Origin of the sequence: Burkholderia catarinensis, assembly GCF_001883705.2 — a bacterium.
GTDB classification, from domain to species: Bacteria; Pseudomonadota; Gammaproteobacteria; order Burkholderiales; family Burkholderiaceae; genus Burkholderia; species Burkholderia catarinensis.
In genome coordinates, this window is sequence record NZ_MDEQ02000009.1 from 36,411 (window position 1) to 53,514 (window position 17,104).

At 63.0% G+C, this 17,104-nt stretch carries 13 protein-coding genes and 1 pseudogene; 11 read left to right on the plus strand and 3 right to left on the minus strand.

Annotation, left to right across the window (positions count from 1 at the left end; all coding sequences use genetic code 11):
- Window positions 1-120 precede the first annotated feature (120 nt).
- The 9 genes and pseudogenes from BFF94_RS16085 (at window position 121) to qhpG (ending at window position 11,671) form a co-directional block, all read left to right on the plus strand.
- Entirely contained in the window at window positions 121-402 is a 282-nt protein-coding gene (locus tag BFF94_RS16085; protein ID WP_128844022.1) for a hypothetical protein, read from the plus strand.
- Between the two features lie 211 nt (window positions 403-613).
- Window positions 614-818 (plus strand): annotated as a pseudogene (locus BFF94_RS16090) (transposase); the annotation flags it as partial.
- 657 nt (window positions 819-1,475) lie between these two features.
- A complete protein-coding gene (locus tag BFF94_RS16095) occupies window positions 1,476-2,672 on the plus strand; it encodes an FAD-dependent oxidoreductase (RefSeq protein WP_128844021.1) in 1,197 nt (398 codons plus the stop codon).
- Window positions 2,673-2,705: 33 nt separating this feature from the next.
- Window positions 2,706-4,697 (plus strand): flavin monoamine oxidase family protein, encoded by a 1,992-nt coding sequence (locus tag BFF94_RS16100; protein WP_128844020.1) that lies wholly within the window; start codon window positions 2,706-2,708, stop codon window positions 4,695-4,697.
- A gap of 214 nt (window positions 4,698-4,911) precedes the next feature.
- On the plus strand, window positions 4,912-6,441 hold the full coding sequence (locus BFF94_RS16105; protein ID WP_128844019.1) for a ferritin-like domain-containing protein: 1,530 nt from the start codon (window positions 4,912-4,914) through the stop codon (window positions 6,439-6,441).
- A 9-nt stretch (window positions 6,442-6,450) separates the two neighbouring features.
- Window positions 6,451-7,890, plus strand: coding sequence for a hypothetical protein (locus BFF94_RS16110; RefSeq protein WP_128844018.1), 1,440 nt, complete (start codon window positions 6,451-6,453; stop codon window positions 7,888-7,890).
- Window positions 7,880-8,743, plus strand: a complete 864-nt coding sequence (locus tag BFF94_RS16115) for a hypothetical protein (protein ID WP_128844017.1) — start codon at window positions 7,880-7,882, stop codon at window positions 8,741-8,743. The genes BFF94_RS16110 and BFF94_RS16115 overlap by 11 nt, the downstream gene beginning before the upstream one ends.
- Entirely contained in the window at window positions 8,733-10,160 is a 1,428-nt protein-coding gene (locus tag BFF94_RS16120) for a radical SAM/SPASM domain-containing protein (protein ID WP_128844016.1), read from the plus strand. The genes BFF94_RS16115 and BFF94_RS16120 overlap by 11 nt, the downstream gene beginning before the upstream one ends.
- Window positions 10,157-11,671, plus strand: coding sequence for a flavin-dependent monooxygenase QhpG (gene qhpG, locus BFF94_RS16125; RefSeq protein WP_219139541.1), 1,515 nt, complete (start codon window positions 10,157-10,159; stop codon window positions 11,669-11,671). The genes BFF94_RS16120 and qhpG overlap by 4 nt, the downstream gene beginning before the upstream one ends.
- Window positions 11,672-12,093: 422 nt before the next feature.
- Here the strand turns inward: qhpG and BFF94_RS16130 are convergent, their stop codons facing one another.
- The 3 genes from BFF94_RS16130 to nthA are packed head-to-tail and all read right to left on the minus strand — an operon-like array spanning window position 12,094 to window position 14,632.
- The gene (locus BFF94_RS16130) at window positions 12,094-13,338 is read right to left on the minus strand and encodes a GTP-binding protein (protein WP_128844013.1); all 1,245 of its coding nucleotides are present in this window, start codon (window positions 13,336-13,338) and stop codon (window positions 12,094-12,096) included.
- Window positions 13,335-13,988, minus strand: coding sequence for a nitrile hydratase subunit beta (nthB, locus tag BFF94_RS16135; RefSeq protein WP_128844012.1), 654 nt, complete (start codon window positions 13,986-13,988; stop codon window positions 13,335-13,337). The genes BFF94_RS16130 and nthB overlap by 4 nt, the downstream gene beginning before the upstream one ends.
- A 44-nt stretch (window positions 13,989-14,032) precedes the next feature.
- Entirely contained in the window at window positions 14,033-14,632 is a 600-nt protein-coding gene (nthA, locus tag BFF94_RS16140) for a nitrile hydratase subunit alpha (protein WP_128844011.1), read from the minus strand.
- Window positions 14,633-15,055: 423 nt separating this feature from the next.
- On the opposite strand from nthA, the gene BFF94_RS16145 reads away from it, so the two are divergent.
- Window positions 15,056-15,952 carry a transporter gene (locus BFF94_RS16145; RefSeq protein ID WP_128844010.1) on the plus strand — a complete coding sequence of 299 codons (897 nt, stop codon included), beginning with the start codon at window positions 15,056-15,058 and terminating at the stop codon, window positions 15,950-15,952.
- Between the two features lie 98 nt (window positions 15,953-16,050).
- Window positions 16,051-17,103 (plus strand): aliphatic aldoxime dehydratase, encoded by a 1,053-nt coding sequence (oxdA, locus tag BFF94_RS16150; RefSeq protein WP_128844009.1) that lies wholly within the window; start codon window positions 16,051-16,053, stop codon window positions 17,101-17,103.
- Window position 17,104: the final 1 nt, after the last annotated feature.

A 17,104-nucleotide genomic window follows, 5' to 3' on the forward strand; every position in this document is an offset into this window, starting at 1 on the left:
GCGCCACCTTCGGGTGGCGTTTTCGTTTGGATGAGCGGGAAGATATCCTGGGTCCTTGAACCGTTACACGGTGCCCGATATCAAAGTCGAGGTCCAATTCGGATAGAGGAAAAGCAAACGATGGGACAGCTTGTCGAATTGGCGATTGCTGCGAGTTCGGGCGACGAGTTCGATAAATTATGTGATCGCGCCGAAGCCTTGGCAGGGGTCATTGCCATGAAAGTAAACAATAAGGCAAACAAAATCGAAACGCTGCAAGCCCGGCTCGTTACGTCATATCGACGCGACTTGGCGACCTTAACCGTGACCCTTGAACTGGACGCCGACGCGATCCGATCTTTCGAGCTTTCGCTGGATGGTCGGACGACCTTGGATGCTATCGAGAGGTTGACGCTGCATTAATTTGAGAAGGGGTTGGTGTGCGTGCAGGCGAGGTTGGCATTCTGGGAAAATGCGAAATTCGGCGAGCGCTGTAACCCTCTTCGCTCACTAAAACTATCGAGGCAATGACAAGCATGAAAGCTACCAATTTGGCGTTCCTTCGGATTTGACGCTGCCCCGATTCCACGTACAGCAAGAAGTTTGATAACTTTTTGTATGTACGGAGAGAAGCATGTCAGAGAAACGGGTACCGAGAAGGCAGTACACGCAGGAATTCAAGATGGAGGCGGTCCGGTTGGCCGAGAGCGTCGGTCAGCATGAGGCTGCTCGCAGGCTGGGCGTGCCGGTCCACACTGGGGAACTGGTGCCGTGATCAGCGCAGCGGCAACACGGACACGGCAACCGGGGCAACTGAAGTCGACGTTTCTGCACCACGCTGGAAGAGGGAATGGCTGGACCCGGAAACAGAATACTGCGGAACGCACCATAGATTGCTGGAGTTGATTCCGGCATCCATATTTCGAAAGGCTGCAAATTTCGATGCAGCTCTCCGAGCAATATCGCGCTATCGAACTCCCCACTTCTCGCGGCTCAGAACCCTACGCTAGCAGGGTTGCTGAACATATTAGCGCGCCTGTGAACACTGCTAGCGCTAATTGTGAACGCCTACAGAAGTAGCTTTTGAAGCTGCGGTACCGGCCTGATCGAACTTGGACTCGATGTCTACGGTCCGGGCGATTGCGAGCATCCTTACCGATCCGGTCCGAGGTCATGTACCACATCTACATCGGCCATAAGAACATTGGAGGAAACCCTGATTCGTCGCGACGAACCGGGATTGAGATATCAACCTCCTGTCAGGATTGCCAGCTTGCTCACATACCGTCGCTAGGCATGTAATTTGACCGCAGCGGCTGGCTAAGCGAGATACGGACGACGACGCATCGCCAAGCATGAAATTGGCGTAATCAATTCCGCTTTTCAAAGCCTCTCTGAAGTTCGACTTAGCGACTCGGCCATTGCTGCATCAATCGGGACCGTGATCTCGCGGATCGCTGAAATTGATTTGCTTCCGGATGCCCTGGAGCCCCAACATGCACGACACAACGCATCGCTATGACGTCATCGTTGTCGGTGGAGGGCCCATGGGCCTGTCGACCGCCTACCATCTCGGCAAGCGCAAGGCCAGGACGCTGGTGCTCGAGCAGTTCACCTTCGTGAACCAGCTTGGCAGCTCGGCTGGCGTGTCGCGCCAGTTCCGCATTCCCTATCCCGACGCCTACATGGTCAAGCTGGTCAAGCAGTCGATCCCCTATTGGGACGAGTTGCAAGGCTTGACGCCGCAGCCGCTCATGGACACGGTCGGCACCTTGTGGTTCGGCGATCCGTCAGTCAAGTCGACAGAGGGCAATATCCCCGCCGCCGAGCAAGCGCTGAAGGCCGAAGGGGTTGCCTATGAAACGCTGGATGCGCGTGAATTGGAGAGGCGTTTTCACTTTCGCAATCTGCCGTCGACGTATACGGGACTCTTTCAGGCCCAGGGCGCCAGCATCGATCTCGCGGCCACGCAGCAGACGCTGCTCGACTGGAATCAGCGCTCTCCCTTCGTGCAGCTGTTGCAGGAGGCGCCGGTCATCGGCATCGAGCGTCGGCAGGGCCTCTTCGAAGTGAAGACTCCGCTTGGGACCTTCACTGCCGAAAAGCTGGTGCTGACGCCGGGCCCCTATGCCGACGACGTGTTCAAGCTGCTGGGGTTCCGTATCGCGGCGACCTACTGGAATATGGCCTCGGCCTACTACCGCAAGACTCGGCCGGATATCCAGTACCCCACCTGGTTCGTGTTCCAGAACCCGGTGGGCGACAACGGCAATCAGTTCTACGGCTTCCCGGAGGTAGCCTGGAATTACCCAGGCTATATCCGTGTCGCCTCCGATTTCGTCCTCGCGCCGCTGACGTCCCCCGATCAGCGCACGCCCGTTCCGAATCCTCAGGAGCTCGCGTTCACGGCCGAGTGGGTCGGCGAGCATATGGATGGTCTCGAGCCGGTTCCGCGCTTCACGTCGACCTGCCTCGTTGCACTCAGCAAGATTGCGAACAAGGAATTGCTGATCGACTTCGCGCCCGACTATGTGCCGAGCCACCGCGACATCGTCGTCTATGCGACCGGCTGGGCCGGAAAGTTCGTTCCGCTGCTAGGCGAAATTCTTTGCCAGTTGACCCTGGACGGTCATACCCCATTCGATATCTCACACTTCTCCACCGGTAGTCGCTATTTCAACAAGCTGGCCTGAGCACAGGCCGCGCATCTACGGGAGCAGGACACCATGGCAAGCAAGACCTATTCGATCTTCGGGTGTGGTGCCGCCGGTCTGTACACGGCCTGGCGACTGTTGAATGGCCGGACGCGAGCGGGGGGCGATCCGCATCGGCAGTTGGAGCAGGGCGATGTCCTGGAACTCTTCGACTGGGGCAAGTACGATTTTTCGAAGGAATTTCGGGGCACCCGTGCACCCGGTGCCCGGGTCTGCACCTGGCACTACCAGGACAATCCCAACCATTCGTACCTCGAGTTGGGCGGCATGCGCTATTCGCAATGGAACGGCAAAAACGACGGTAAAGCGCAGGGCCACCGGCTGGTCACGACGGTGATCGCCCAGCTCGGGCTCGACCGCTATGCCGTACCTTTCAACGAATCGAGCAATCCCCTCTACTACCTGCGTGCCAGGAATCTCTATCAAAGCGATATTTCTTCGCGCACGCCGGCGCCGTACGCGGCCAACAACTTTGGTGCCGCGACCACGCCCGACCAGGGCTTCGCCGTCGTCGAAGCGTTGTCGGTCACGAGCACCAGTGGTCCGAGCACACGCAAGCAGTGGGACGCGTTTTATCAGCATGGCCGCATCACGGCCGAACTGCCGTCGAGCTCCATCTTCCAGAAAGGCGATTTGCTCAAGGACATCGGCTATTGGAACCTGATGTATGACCAGCTCGGCTCGGAAGGCTATCAGTACGCCGCAGACGGCAACGGATACTCGTCCAACGTGATCAACTGGAATGCCGCGGTCGCCTTCGAGGCGAACAACGAATTCACGCCGGGCAATCAGTACATGACGCTGACGACCGGCTACTCGGGCATGTTTCACGCATTGTTTGCGGCCATCGAGCAGTTGGCGAGGCAGCGAGGCGTCACGCTTCAGTATTACCCGAACCGGCGGCTGCGCTCTATCCATGTCGAGAACGGCGTCGTCCATTACACGATCGCGACGCGGGAAGATCCCTACCGGGAGGCTGCCCGTCAGGTCACGGCGGCTGCCTGGCTGGCCATGCCGCGCGCGGCGCTCGAACAGGTTGCCCAGGGCTCCCGCTATGACGATCGGGGCGGACTGGACGTCCTGAACGACCAGAAGGTCAAGCTCTATCTCGAGTCGGCCATCATGCAGCCGTCTTACAAGGTCGGCATGTTCTTCGAGAAGGAATGGTGGCTGGACCCGGCTACGCCTTATCCGCCAAAGATCAACGGCTATGAAGTCACGGACGCCGTGATCGCGTCGCTCGAGGAGCAGGACTTTCCGCCAGTGTTCGTGCAGGCGATGTCCGGTTCGGACACGATCCTGAATGTCCAGTTCGCGAGCGCCGACGAGCTGGTCAAGGCCGTGGAAGAAGCGGCCGGCGAGCGGATGACCGTCAAACAGGAAACGTTGCTGCTCGCCGTCGCAACGCGCAACACCATGGGACCGAGCGTGACCGACACGCCGATCCGCATGGTGGTCTACTTCGGCAACAACGCGGCCGACAAGGATGCAAAGCCGGTCTACGGCCTGCTGGCTTCCTACGACGACGAAACCTTCACGACGTTTTGGCGCGAGTTGGAGCTCGGGCCGGAGGAAGAGCGGCATGTGCCGATCGCCGATGATATCCAACCCCTGATCGGGCCGCGCAAGGTGCCCGACCGAATGGTCAAGATGCTGCGAAAGCAGTTGGCGGAATTGCACTTTGGGCCGAACTCGGACTTTGCGGACGTGCCCGAGCCGCTCGATGCGGCCTATGTCGACTGGTCGCTGCCGCCGTTCCGTGCGGGCTACCATGCGTGGGCCGCGCACTACGATGTTGCTGACGTCCAGCAAAAAATACGCAAGCCGTCGCAGCTGATCGACGGCAAGGATGCGCCCATCTTTATCGTAGGGGAGTGCTACTCAAACGATCAGGCTTGGGTGGAAGGCGCCTATTGCACGGCGGAATCGGTGCTCAACGATTTCTTCGACATCGAGCCGTTGATTGATGATTCCGAATACCCGTTCATCTGCCAGCCAACCTGATTGTTCGGCGCATGCGGTCGCAGTTGAACGTGCCGCGGATCGCTACGGAGAGCTGGAGCCGGGAAAGACGAGCGGGCGGGTTCGGTGACGCGCCCGCTCGAACGACCGCGCGGCTAGTCGAGAGACGTTTGGCGCGCATCAATACCGAATTACCAGCCATTCCCTGTAGTGCTGCACGACCCTCTTTTTCTGACGCAGGTAATAAGGAGCGGCAATGCAATCTCTCAGACTGTGGCGGCATCTCGCGCCCGGCGGTTCATCCCTGGAGCGGCTTGCGCTTGGCGAGCCGGACGCCGGAGACGCTTCCATCAAGCATGTGCTCAACCATGAGCTATCGACGCGCGACTACGTCACCTATCTGCTGTCCATCGACGCGGAAATCGAGCATTGCCTGATGGTGCAGTATCTGTACGCCGGCTATTCGCTGGGCGGGCCGCAGGTGCCGGAGGCGTTTCGCGACACGGTCCGCAATTGGCAGGAAACCATTCTCGGCATCGCCAAGGAGGAGATGGGCCACCTGATCACGGTGCAGAACGTGCTGCGCCTGATCGGCTCGCCCTTGCATTTCGAGCGTGACGATTACCCGTGGGATACGCCGTTCTATCCGTTCCCTTTCATGCTCGAACCGCTGACGCTGGATTCGCTCGCGAAATACGTCTATACGGAGGCGCCGCTCGATTGGGACGGCGGCGAGCTGGGCAAGGATATCCGCCGGCGCGTCGGCGAGCAGGCCTCCGAGCCTCATAAGGTCGCCGAGCTGTTTCATACGCTGATTCCGCTCGTCAGGGACCACCTGCCCGATGATGTGTTCCAGGCCGACACCTACCGATGCCAGGCGGATTTCGCCGAATGGGGACGCGGGTACAAGGGCGGCCACAGGGGCAGCGGCGGCGGTCGCTCGCTAGGCGGAACGCCGGACGTGCTCGTGATGCCCGCCACCTCGCGCGACGACGCGGTGAACGCGCTGGATAAAATCTCCAAGCAAGGGGAGGCGCCCCACGGCAAGGATCCCTCGCATTTCGTGCGCTTCTTGCGGATCTATGTCGAGATGCTTGCGGTCCTCGAAGGCGAGCTGTGCGGCCTCGACATCTGGCTTGCCGCACGCCCCGACGATTTTCTCGAAGAAGCCTGGACGGAAGCCTATCCGGCAGCGGCGGCCGAGCTGCACGCGGCGAAGGTAGACGACACCTGGCGGCCTTCGCGGCCCGTCGCGGTCAATCCCTACGTGGCGCTCGACCCCGAGCTCGAGCCGGAGCAGGGCGGCGCACCCGTGACGCCCATCACCGAGCCGGTGACCCAGCTGTGGGCGTCGCTGTTCAACCTGCGCTACCGCATGCTGCTGCAGTACCTGATCCACAGCTTCACGCTCTACGGCGGGCTCAATGCGGCCGGGCAGTTCACGCCGCGCGGCACGATCGTCAATGCGGCGTTCGGCGAGATGTACAACCTGCGCGCGCTCTCGGAGATCCTGATGCAGTCGCGCGTGTCGATTGAGCCGGACGCGTCGCTCGCGGGGCCGCCGTTCCAGATGCCCTATACGCTCAACAGCCCGTTCGGTGAGGCAAACCGCTGGCGCGGGCACCTCGATCTGCTCGCGGCCTCGGAGAACCTCGTGGTGGCCTTGCTGGCCGAGACCGATGCCGCACGCCATCCGTATTTGCTCAGTCTGCGCGAAGCCGACAGGAACCTGGCCGCCGTCGCCAGGCGCATCCTGTCCGGCGACGTCGACCTGGCGCTACTCTAGGAGCCGTACATGCCGATACTGGAACTCCGGATTTTGCCGCCCATCGCGGTCGGCAGGCTGGGCGCCGCGGCGACGCCGCTGGAAGCGTTCGACCTCGTCGTTGATCCCGACAACCCGCTCGACTTTCGACGCATCGTGCCGCGCACCACGCTGGAGGTGGATCCCGAAAGCGGCGAGATCGTGAAGGCCTATGTGCCCGACACGATTCGCTTCAAGGACGAGAACAAGAAGGTGCGGCCTGTCGCGCCTTTTCTCGAAGTGTTTGCGCGCACGAGCGAGGCGCCCGATACGCTGCAGCCGCTCACGCTGCAATTGCTCGCGGCGGAACAACTCGATCTCGACGCGCTGCATTGGGATATCCATCTGGGCAACATCAAGATATATCGCCGCACCAACGACACGAACGACAAGATCCATGCGAACCTGACCGGCCTCAAGGATCACAAGCGGCACGCGATGCACGGCCATTGCGAGCACTTTCGCCCGGGGCGGCCTCTTCCGCTCGGCCACGTCCAGTTCATCAAGCCGACGGCGCAGTTCCCCGAGATCCGCCTGCGCTACACCCCTGCCGCCGGTCTCGTGTACGGGACGCGGCTGGTGCGCCGCACCTCGGACGACGAACGCGAAGACGAGTTGAAGCTCGATCCCGTCATCGATCGCGACCATCTCCTGCTCTACGCCGAGACGCCGGGCAAGTGGCTCGGCTTCAGGGAGGCGGGCGGCCCCACGAAGGCGCATCCTGCGCCGACCAACCCCGCGCAGATTTTTGCCGGATACACCGACAAGGATGGCAATCAAGTCAGTTGGGGCTATCTCGACGACGAATGCGATGGCCATGTGCAAGTCGTGCTGACGAGGAAGGACGGCTCCACGCTGCGCGCGCACGGCTATATCGGCGCCGGGCCGCCGGCCTATGCGCCCGATACCATGCCGGTGCGCGTGGTGTCCGACGAGATGGAGCAGATTCTCCACGGCATCGACGTCCCGGAAGAAGAGCGCGTATCGATCGACGAAGCCACGGAGATCGTCCTGCGTGCGCTTGAAACGATCCGCCTCATGAACACCGCCGTCATGAACGGCAACCCGATCAACGGAAGGCTCAACGTCGCGAGCACGATGGTGCGGCAGAACACGGCCGACTTCGAGCGCTATTACGAGCCGATCGCCGCCGAATCGATCGTCGACAATCTCGCGCTGCGTGCGCTGCACGAGCGCGTGTTCAGCACGCTGGCGGCGGGTGGCGCGCCGTGGTTCGCCAAGCTGCTGCGCCAGCCCGAGGACATCGGCGACCTGACCGCCGAGGGCTTGCGCAAGATGCCGGCCCTGATGCGCGGGGCGGATGGCCGTAGCCTGACGCTCACGCGCCGCCACATCAACCTTGTGATCAAGGCGGCGCGAGACGCGATGTTCGGGCAACCTGATCCGAAGGGAGACAAGCATGTCGGCTAACGATCCGAACGTTCCGAAAGACCTCGAGCAGCCCGGCAACGGGGAGATCCGCGCGTCCAACCTGACCGCGCAGATTCACCATCGCGGCGTGGGCAACCCGGCCTCGGCGCTGCCGCGCACCGCGATTTCGAATTGCTTCCCGGGCCTGGAGTTCGATTTCCGCAATCTCTGGCGGCGCGCATTCGTAGGCATCACGCTGGTCGAGAACAACAACTACGTCGTCGATGCGGAGCCGGGCTACGAGCATCTCAAGTCGCGCCGCCTGCTGAGCTTCGACGGCCACAAGGTCGGCACGATGGTCCTCACGAAAGGGCCGGTGCTGCCTGGCGGGGATCCTGTCACGCTGGTGAGCAAGCCCAATCCCCATGCGGTGTCGTTCATGGAGTGGTCGAACTCCATCGCTCGCATCGTGCATTTGCAGGGCCAGTCGGTCGAATGCGAATTCACGGCTCACGAGAACGCCCTGGAAGAGGTGTATTACCACCAAGGCAAAACCGAGACCCTGAAGGCGACGCTCACGCTGAGGCGCTTTTTCGAGGGCGACACCGCCAGCTTCAACCTCGAGATGCTGAAGCCGGGCGAGCTGACGCAAGGCCTCTGCGCGCCCTGGCAGAACGACTATCGCGAATGCGCGTGCTACTACTGGGCCGCGTCGCGACCTGACTTCGTCAATGTCGAGCCGGGCGACGACGGGCTGGCGCGCGGCGACATGTGGCTCTCCAAGCGCCGCACGGGCACGTACGTGCCGGACAATCGCGTCGACACGCGGTTGTGGTCCTACGACGATCTGTTCCGGTCCTGGCAGGAGGATCTGCAGTTCGTGATCCGCGGCAAGGATGCCGATGAAACCTGACCCCACCGTCGAGCCGCGCGCGGCGGCGCGGCTCGCGCCGCTGGCGTCGGCGATGGCGGCGCGCATCGTCGAGGCGTCGCGCCCGCGGCATCCCGGGATCCACGTGGTCGAGGATCCGGAGGGCGCGCAACTGTTGCTCGTGAACGGAAGCCGCCTGTTTCATGTGCCGCACGACCTGCGTGACGCGTTTCAGGCGGCGCTCGAGGACGGGGATGCGCAGGCCGTCGCCTCGCTGGTCGCGAGCCGCGGGCTCGACATGCGCCCGGCGATCGACGACGAGCCTTTGACCGAGATGCCGGTGCACGCGTTGTCGCTTGCCGTCGCGCAGAAATGCAATCTCGGCTGCACCTATTGCTACGCCCAGCAAGGGGAATTTGGCGGCAAGGCGAAGAACATGCCGCTCGAAACCGCGCTTGCGGCAGTCGACCTGCTGATCGAGCAGGCGAGCGAGGGCGGCAAGATCAATCTTGCATTCATGGGCGGTGAGCCGCTCGCCAATCGCGCGGTGCTGCGCGCGGCGACTGTCCACGCGCGGGAGCGCGCCGACGCCCGCGGAATCCGATGCCAATTTTCCGTGACGACGAACGGCAGTCTGCTGCAGGAAGACGACGGGGCGTTCTTCGAAGAGCACGGCTTCGCTGTCACCGTCAGCCTCGACGGCCCCGCGCCCGTGCATGACCGCTTGCGTCCGTTCAAGGGCGGCATGGGCTCGTTCGATCACATCGTCGAGCGCGTGACGCCGTTGCTTGCGCGCCAGCGGCGCATGCAGGTCTCGGCGCGCGTGACCGTCACGCCGTTCAATCTCGACTTGCCGAGCACGCTCGATACTTTCGTCGACATGGGGTTCCACAGCGTCGGCTTCTCGCCACTGCTGCGCGCTTCGAACGGCCGCGCGGAAATGGGCCCGGACGATATGGCAGACATGCTGCAAGGGATGATCGCCTGCGGGCTCGCGTTCGAGCAAAAGGTCATGCGCGGCGATCGCTACCCGTTCTCGAACATGCAGAACGCGCTGCGCGAAATCCAGCGCGGCACGCATCGGCCGTATCCGTGCGGCGCAGGGGCGGGGTATTTCGGCGTCTCCGCCGATGGCGAGCTCGCGGCGTGTCACCGCTTCGTCGGCGACGAGGCCGGCGTCATGGGGCATCTCTCCACGGGCGTCGATCAGGCGCGCCAGACGATCTGGCTCGCCGAGCGTCACGTGCACAAGCAACAGCCCTGCAATGCATGCTGGGCGCGCTATCTTTGCGGCGGCGGATGCCATCACGAGGTCCTCGAGCGCGGACGCAGCGCCTGCGATTACATCCGCGGCTGGCTGCACTATGCGATCGGCGCGCACGGCAGGCTCGCGCGCTATGCGCCGGCCTGGTTTGCCGGTTCGCCTGGCGCGTCGTCCAGTGGTGCGGGAACGGCGTGAATCGCACGTTCGACATGCTCGTGACCGGCGCCGGTCCCGCTGGCCTGTGCGTGGCGCTTCGCTTGAATCATCTCGGGCATCGCGTGCTGCTCGTCGAGCGAAGTCCGCTATGGCCTCGTCCGCAGATCGGGGAAGCGCTGACGCCGGGTGTCAGAAACATCATCGACTACCTCGACGCGGACGAGGTGCTCGAATCCGTTCCCATCCTCGCAGGCAAGCCCACGAGCGTACGTTGGACGAGCGAATCGATCGAGACGGTGGCGCACGACGGCGCCGTCGTGGAGCGTGCCGCATTCGATGCGGCGCTGCTGCGCTTGGCCGTGGCGCGCGGCGTGGAAGTGCTGCGGCCGGCGAGCCTCGCGCAAGTCGACGGAGCGCCCGGTGCCTGGCGCGTGCAAATCGCTACGCCCGATGGGCTGCGGAACGTCGAGGCGCACGTGCTGCTCGATGCCCAGGGCCGGCAGAGCCGGCGCGAGCCGCAGCGCTTGCACGCGCCTCGGTTGTCCACGGTATGGGCCGAAGCCGCGATGGAAACACCGGCTGCGCATGCCGATGCCGCCACGCGCGTGGAAGCGCTCGATGACGGATGGATGTGGGGCGCTGCGCTGCCGGGCGGCCGTTACCGCGTGATGTTCACGTTCGATCCCTCCGCGCGGGACGACGCGCTCAAACGCGAGCCGGAGTCTGTCTTGCGCAACGCCTGCACGCGAAGCGCCTTGTTCAAGGACATGGCAGGTTTGCCTTGGTGCGAATCGCCGCGCATGTGCGTATCGACGCCCTACGTCGACGCGCTCTCCTGGCAGGACGGACGCATCAAGCTCGGCGACGCGGCCTTCGCGCTCGACCCGATCTCGTCCTCGGGCGTCGAGAAGGCGATGCGCTTCTCGCTCCAGGCCGCTATCGCGATCAACACGTGGTGCCGGGCAAGCGATGCCTCGGAGCGCGAACTGGCGCAGCGCTTTTACGAATCGCGCCTGATCGAAAGCGCGGCGCGTCACCTCGCATGGACCGCCGGGTACTACCGTCAGGCATGGTGCGCCGATTCGCCTTTCTGGCGCCTGCGCTCGACGCCCGCATTGACGTCCGATACGGTTGCGACGTCCTCGCTCGGCGACGAAACCGCGGCGCGCGTAGACCTCATGACGCACGCGCTGCAAGACGAATTGGCGCACGTGCCGTCGAACCAGCCCCAGCCCAGCGAGCCCGCGCCTCCGTTGCCCTTGCACAGTCCGATCCGCTTCGCCCGCAATATCGGCATTGTCGTGGTGCCTTGCGCGACCGGCGACCGCGTCACCGCGCATCCCGCCTTGCAGCATCCGAGTCTTGATCGACCCGTCGCGTTCTGGAATGGCGTGGCGCTGTTTCCGCTCCTCGACATGCTGACGCGGGCAACGCATCCGCTCGAGCTGATTGCGTTTCTCGGCAGATCGATGGAAGCGGCCAGGGCGCAACAGCTGCTCGAATGGCTGTGGAGCAAGCAAATGGTCGAGCCCGCTGTCTTCGGCGCGTGAATACCTATTATTGGGCGGCGCGAGCACACTCGCTTCGTGACCGCTTGTCCCCTCGTGCAGCGATACTTCCCGGACCATCGCTCGTCTGCTGCGGAAACGCGACGTAATTTGCCAAAGACTGACGATGTGATCCGGCGTGGGCTTTGGCGAGGTCAGCTGTTGATAACTGTTGTTAGCGATAGGGTTTCAGAAATTCATCGCTGACTGACGGGTACATCGACTCGCACATCGATAAATGGCTGGTCGTTTCCGTCCAATACTTCCGGAAGCAGCGTGGTCCGTAACAATTAGCGGGTACCTCGGGCGCCTCTCGATCGAATACAAGCGCCAGCTCGGCGAAACGCCATCGGCAGCACTCGGGACGCAGTGAGTGAATGAAAACGCATAAAAGCCGCCGGGGCCTGACCGGCAGGCCGGAAGCGTCACGGATGTTCGATGGCCACGAGCGCGTCGAACGCGTCGGCTTTCGGAAACTCCGCCCACGATTCCGGTCCCGCCTCGATTTCTTCCACCGTCAGCAGGCACGCATCGAGTTCGCGCCGCAACCGTCCGTGATCGATTGACTGCCCGATGAACACGATTTCCTGCCGGCAATCGCCGACCGGCTCCACCCATTTTTCCAGCACGCCGGCGCGGCGATAGTCGTCGCGTGGCCAGTCCGACTGCGGCACGAATCGCCACCAGCGGCCGACGTAGCCCCACTGGAACCGGCCCCCCGTCTGCACGAGCATGCCGATCTCCTGATGGCGGTGCGCAGCCCACGCATAGCCTTTGCAGCGAAGTAGCCGGCCGTTGGTCCACGGCCGCCGCAGCCATGCGAGCAGGCGCGCCGGATGAAACGGCGCACGTTCGCGATAGACCCACGATCCGATTCCGTATGTGTCGGATTCTGACGGTCGTTTGTCGACCTGCATGTGCCGCATCCATCCCGGGGATTCGACGAGCGCCGACAAATCAAAGCGCCGGGTATCGAGCACGTCCGACGGATCGATTTCACCATCATGCATCGGCAGAATCCGCGCGGATGGATTCAACGACGCGAGCACCGCGCGCAGCCTGTCGAAACCCACATCGCCGATCCGATCGAATCGGCTGACGAGGACGACGTTCGCATACTCGACCTGTTCGATCAGCAGGTCCGACAGCTTGCGTGGCTGCCCGGTTTCACTTCCGTTCGAGGTCAGTTCTTTCGACGTGATCATGCCCTCGAACGTCTCGCCGTTGACTACCGTGACGAGCGTATCGAGCCGCGCGAGTTCGCTGAGGCTGAAGCCGTCGCGATCGAGGAACGCGAACGTTTCCGCGACCGGCATAGGCTCCGAGATTCCAGTCGACTCGATCAACAGGTAATCGAAGCGCTGCTGTCGCGCGAGCGTGCTTACCTGATCGAGAAGATCGGCGCGCAGCGTGCAACAGATGCAGCCGTTGCTCATCTCGACCAGCTCGTCCACGCCGCGATGCAGCTCGACGTTGCGTCGCACATCGTCGGCGTCGACGTTCACTTCGCTCATGTCGTTGACGATCACGGCAACCTTCCGGCCGGCGCGATTGCGCAGGATGTAATTCAGCAGCGTCGTCTTCCCGGCGCCGAGGAACCCGGACAGTACCGTCACCGGAATCCGCGCCGGTGGGTCGGCCAGCGCGGGTTGATTCGCCACCGCATTCATGCGCGCGTCTCCGGCGCGCGATCCAGGTAGCCTTCGAACAGGTCGGCCACGACGTAACCGTCGTCGGCGGCGTCACCCCAGAGATCCCTCACGCGGAATTCGACGTGATAGGTCGGCTGATGCGCGGCGCCGGTGTCGCCGTGGCCGATCGCGTCCGGGAACGGCCACGATTCGGTCGTCCGGTGCAGCACGACGCCTGCCTTTCCTCGCACGTAGCCCGGTGCTCGGATGTGTCCGCTCACGTATTCGTCGCGCACGACGACGCGATCGCCGACCTCGAACCGCATCGGGCCGACAGGCGCCGCTCGGCCGACGGAATGCGACTGGTTCGCGAGCCGGAAGTGCGAACCGAGCGCGCGGTCGAGTTCGTCCTGCGTCAGCACGCCGGTTTCGACGAGCAGCGTCGCGGTCGCGATCACGTAGCGCTCGTAGTAGCGCGTGCCGACATGCTGGCGCACGTCGATCCGTTCGACCGCGTGACGCACTTCGTCGACGCTGAACTTTTTCAATTGATCGACACCGACGAACATCAAGCTGTATGCGAGATGTTCCCAGTCTTCCTTGAAGACCGGCTTGTAGCCGAGGCTGTTGATCGTGTGCGGCACCCGGCCGAAGCCCTGGAATCCGCCGAGGTCGTGAAAGCCGTCCATCTGTGATCTCCGAAATGAAGGTCGATAAGGGAATGCGGCGCGGATCAGCTCGCGCGCGGTAGCGCGACGCCGATCAGCACGTCCTTCGTGACAAGCGTTCGCAGTTGTTCCTCGGTCATGTGCTCGGTGCCGACCGGACGCACTGGCAGCACCAGGTAGCGGCTTTCGGCCGTCGTGTCCCAGACCTTCACGACGACGTCGTTGGGCAAGTCGGTACCGAGTTCGCGCAGCACCGTGCGCCCCTCGCGGACGAGCCGCGCGCGGTATTCGAAACCCTTGTACCACTCGGGCGGCAGCCCAAGCACCGGCCAGTTCGTGCACGAGCACAGGCTGCAGACGATCACGTTCTTCAGCGTCGGCGTATCTTCGAGCGCGACGATGTATTCGCCCTGCGGGCCGGTGTAGCCGAACTGCGCACACGCGGCGGTACCGTCCTTCAACAGCAGCTCGCGAAACCCCGGATCGGCCCATGCGCGCGCGACGATCCGCGCGCCGTTGGCCGGGTCCCAGGTCGTCGACATCAGTTCCGTCAGGCCTTCGATATAGCCGTCCGGGATCAGGTTTTTCTCTTTCATCACGCGAAACAGCGCCCAGGCGCGTTCGCCGGGCGTCGATGCTGTTTCTGCAGAGTGGTTCGCGCTCATCGTGGGGCTCCTCGTGGTGGTTCGGGTTGACCGCCGCCACGCCGCTGCTTCCCTGGCGGCGCGCGGACACGTCGTATCGGTCACGCTCGACGACTAGGGTAAGAAGAGAAAAAGCGCGGTTCTTTGCCGGCACGGATCGGAAACTGTGCTGAGACGGATCCGACACCTGCCTTGTTGCGACTGTATGGCATCGGCAGCAGAGGCCCGCCCCAGCCAATTTCTTGTTCCGCCGGAAAACAGAATCGCGGATTTTGCCTCCCTATTCTCACCCTCAAGCGACGGCGGTTCGGTGTCGCGAATCGTCGGCGCACCAGATGCGCCGATGGATAACAGCGTGCAGCACACCACGACTCCGGCGTCCGGCAACGGCGCGCGTTCGTCGCACATCGGACGCGATGGTATCTGCGCATCCAGGCAAGGGGCATGATGGACAACGTCAACAGAATGAAACTGAAGCAAATCGCGCACTGGATCGGCGCATCGTTGCTGGTAGTCGCGTCGCATTACGCGGGCGCGGTCGAGGTCGATCCGGGCGACTACGAGCAGTACCCGGCCGGCGCGACGATCGGCGTGCTGTATTACAACTATTCGGCGACGAACGCGTACTACGCGAACGGCAGCAAGACGTCGGATTTCGACCTGCAGTCGAACATCGGCATCGCGCGCCTGCTGCACGTATTCCAGCTTACCGACCGGCTGACGATCGATCCGCAGGTGCTGCTGCCGTTCGGCCACGTGAGCGGCTTCGGCAATGCGAGCGCGCTCGGCAGCACGACCGGTGTCGGCGACGTGATTCTGACCGCGCCGCTGAAATTCCGCCTGAACGAAGCGAAGGACGTGATCGCCGCGACCGTCTACCTGTATGCGCCGACCGGAAGCTACGACCAGAACCGCGGCCTGAATCTCGGCGCGAACCGCTGGTCGCTCGACTTCCAGGCCGCGTACGTGAAGCATTTCTCGGCGCAGTGGGCGCTCGACCTCGTCGGCGACGCGATCTGGTACGGCAACAACACGTCGTACGGCGCAAGCGGTGCGACGCTGCATCAGCGGATGAGCTACAGCGCGCAGGCGATGGTTCGCTACATGCCTGATCCAGGCACATCGCTCGGCGTCGGGATCACGCAATTTTGGGGCGGCGAAACGAGCGTCGACGGTGTCGACGGCCATGACGCGCTACGCACGACGCGGATGCGGCTGACGGCATCGAAGTTCGTGACGAAGGCCGACCAGGTACAGGTCCAGCTCGGCACCGACCTGAGCGTGCGCAACGGGCCGAAGAACAGCCTGCTCGTCGGCCTGCGTTACGCACACATCTTCTGACGATGAGCCGGCGCCGGCTTCTGCTTCCGGCGCATATCGATTCATTTTACCGACGGTTGATTCGTCGACACCCGAATCCCTTTCCAATGAGGCCATGCATGGAATCTGCAATCGATAAACACCTGGTCTGCCCGCGCACGCTGTCACGCCGTGTCGCCGACGATTACCAGCCGCCGTTCCCGATGTACGTCGCCCGTGCGTCCGAAGACCTGAGCCAAGTCGTGATGGGCTATTTCGGCGTGCAGTATCGCGGCGCCGACAAGCGCTCCGTCGCACTGGCCGCGCTGCGCCGGATCGTCGCCGATTTCGATGCACCGGACGGTCCGGGCAATCATGATCTGACGCAGCACACCGACAACCAGGGCTACGACAATCTGATCGCCGTCGGCTATTGGCGCGACCCTGACGCATACGCGCGCTGGATCGTCTCGCCGGCGGTCGCTGAATGGTGGGCATCCGACGCGCGACTGGCGGACGGCATCGGCTACTTCCGCGAGATCGTCGCGCCGCGCGCGGAGCAGTTCGAGACGCTGTACGCGTTCACGGACGATTTTCCCGGTGTCGGTGCGATCATGGACGGCGTCAGTGGCGAGATCGAGGAACATGGTTACTGGGGATCGATGCGCGACCGGTTCCCGATCTCGCAAACCGACTGGATGAATGCGGACGGCGAATTACGGATCCTCGCGGGTGATCCGGCACGCGGCGGCCGCGTGGTCGTGCGAGCGCACGACAACATCGCGCTGATTCGTTCCGGGCAGGACTGGCGTGCGGCCGAAGACGACGAACGCCGACTGTATCTCGACGAGATCGAGCCGACGCTTCGCAGCGGGATGGAGTTCCTGCGCGACAACGGTGTCGACGTCGGCTGCTATAGCAACCGCTACGTGCGGTCGATCGATCTCGCCGGCAATCTGCTCGACGAGAGCTACAACATCGGCCACTGGCGCTCGCTCGACCGCCTCGAGCGATGGGCAGAGTCGCATCCGACTCATCTTCGGATCTTCGTCACGTTCTTTCGCGTCGTCACCGGGCTTTCGAAGCTGCGGCTGTATCACGAGGTGTCCGTATTCGACGCGAAACATCAGGTCTACGAATACGTGAACTGCCATCCGAAAACCGGGATGATGCGCGACGCCGTCGCCCGCTGAA

Bases quoted from the DNA above. Each gene is read 5' to 3' on its own strand.
- BFF94_RS16120 (WP_128844016.1), top strand. From the start codon at position 8,733: ATGAAACCTGACCCCACCGTCGAGCCGCGCGCGGCGGCGCGGCTCGCG.
- oxdA (WP_128844009.1), top strand. From the start codon at position 16,051: ATGGAATCTGCAATCGATAAACACCTGGTCTGCCCGCGCACGCTGTCA.
- nthB (WP_128844012.1), bottom strand. From the start codon at position 13,988: ATGGACGGCTTTCACGACCTCGGCGGATTCCAGGGCTTCGGCCGGGTG.
- BFF94_RS16110 (WP_128844018.1), top strand. From the start codon at position 6,451: ATGCCGATACTGGAACTCCGGATTTTGCCGCCCATCGCGGTCGGCAGG.
- BFF94_RS16100 (WP_128844020.1), top strand. From the start codon at position 2,706: ATGGCAAGCAAGACCTATTCGATCTTCGGGTGTGGTGCCGCCGGTCTG.
- BFF94_RS16105 (WP_128844019.1), top strand. From the start codon at position 4,912: ATGCAATCTCTCAGACTGTGGCGGCATCTCGCGCCCGGCGGTTCATCC.
- BFF94_RS16095 (WP_128844021.1), top strand. From the start codon at position 1,476: ATGCACGACACAACGCATCGCTATGACGTCATCGTTGTCGGTGGAGGG.
- BFF94_RS16115 (WP_128844017.1), top strand. From the start codon at position 7,880: ATGTCGGCTAACGATCCGAACGTTCCGAAAGACCTCGAGCAGCCCGGC.
- BFF94_RS16085 (WP_128844022.1), top strand. From the start codon at position 121: ATGGGACAGCTTGTCGAATTGGCGATTGCTGCGAGTTCGGGCGACGAG.
- BFF94_RS16130 (WP_128844013.1), bottom strand. From the start codon at position 13,338: ATGAATGCGGTGGCGAATCAACCCGCGCTGGCCGACCCACCGGCGCGG.
- BFF94_RS16145 (WP_128844010.1), top strand. From the start codon at position 15,056: ATGATGGACAACGTCAACAGAATGAAACTGAAGCAAATCGCGCACTGG.
- nthA (WP_128844011.1), bottom strand. From the start codon at position 14,632: ATGAGCGCGAACCACTCTGCAGAAACAGCATCGACGCCCGGCGAACGC.